This window comes from Arthrobacter sp. NPDC093128, from assembly GCF_040683875.1.
Classification (GTDB): domain Bacteria; phylum Actinomycetota; class Actinomycetes; order Actinomycetales; family Micrococcaceae; genus Arthrobacter.
This window is the reverse complement of sequence record NZ_JBFBEY010000072.1, coordinates 1-1,339: the sequence shown is the minus strand read 5'-3', so window position 1 is coordinate 1,339 and position 1,339 is coordinate 1. Positions and strand designations below refer to the sequence as shown.

The window sequence follows — 1,339 nt, the reverse complement described above, 5'->3', positions numbered from 1 at the left end:
ACGTGAAGTTGACATTCCGTTGAGTGGAAAGCGGGTTACGGTGGTGCTCTACTCGGCTGCACACTGGTGCCAGACGCAACCGACAGGCCTGCCCGGCCTCCGCAACGAAGCGAGAACCAGTCATGGCAACACGCAAAACCATCACGACCCAGGTCGCCATTATGGGCGCCGGCCCGGCCGGGCTTATGCTTTCCCACCTGTTGGCCAAGTCGGGCATTGATTCCACGGTGATCGAAGTCCGCAGCCACCAGGAGATCGCCGAGACCGTCCGGGCTGGCATCCTGGAGCACGGCACCGTGAACCTTCTCGTCGACAGCGGTGTCTCGGACCGGGTGCTGCGTGAGGGCGACCGGCACGACGGCATCGAGCTGCGCTTCAACGGGGAAAACCACCGGGTCGACTTCAAGGAACTGGTGGGGGAGTCCGTGTGGCTTTACCCGCAGACGGACGTGTTCTTGGACCTGGCCGCGAGGAGGAAGGCCGACGGCGGCGACGTCCGCTACAGCGTCACTGACACATCCGTGCATGACCTCGAAGGCAGGCCGCGGGTCTGGTTCACGGACGCCGACGGCGTGCAGTGCGAGATCCAGGCAGACTTCCTGGTGGGCGCGGACGGCTCCCGCAGCCACTGCCGTAGCCAGATTCCCGAGGCACGCCGTAAGCGGTACTTCCACGAGTACCCCTTCGCCTGGTTCGGCATCCTGGCTGAAGCACCGCGAAGCGCCGATGAACTGATCTACGCCAACTCCGCCAACGGCTTCGCCTTGATCAGCCAGCGCACGGAGACAGTCCAGCGGATGTACTTCCAGTGCGACCCGAAGGAAAACGTCGCGGAGTGGGATGACGACCGGATCTGGGCCGAGTTCCGGAGCCGGGTCAACGGCAACGGCTTTGAGCTCAAGGAAGGGCCTGTCCTCGAAAAAATGGTCCTGCCGTTCCGCAGTTTTGTTCAGGCACCGATGAGGCACGGCAACCTCTTCCTCGCGGGCGACGCCGCGCACACGGTGCCGCCCACCGGCGCCAAGGGCCTGAACCTGGCGATCCACGATGTCAAGGTGCTGTTCGAAGGATTCGACAGCTATTACAACTCCGGCGCCACGCATCTGCTCGACACGTTCAGCGACCGCGCCCAGGAGCGGGTTTGGAAGGCGCAGCAGTTTTCTTATTGGATGACCACCATGTTGCACACCCCGGCTGACACCGACAATTTCTCGCGTGCCCGGCAGCTCGGCGAGCTGCACTCCGTCATCTCCTCCCGCCACGGCATGGCCTACCTTGCCGAGGCCTACACTGGCTGGCCCGGCAGCAGGTAAAGCCGAGCGCAGAATCGACGCCCCCA

At 63.9% G+C, this 1,339-nt stretch carries 1 protein-coding gene; it reads left to right on the top strand.

The annotated features are described in order from the left end of the window. Window positions 1-122: 122 nt before the first annotated feature. Entirely contained in the window at window positions 123-1,313 is a 1,191-nt protein-coding gene (locus AB0N24_RS27530; protein WP_364131772.1) for a 4-hydroxybenzoate 3-monooxygenase, read from the top strand. Window positions 1,314-1,339 lie beyond the last annotated feature (26 nt).

Excerpts from the sequence above, each read along its gene's own strand:
- AB0N24_RS27530 (WP_364131772.1), top strand. The coding sequence starts at position 123 with ATGGCAACACGCAAAACCATCACGACCCAGGTCGCCATTATGGGCGCC.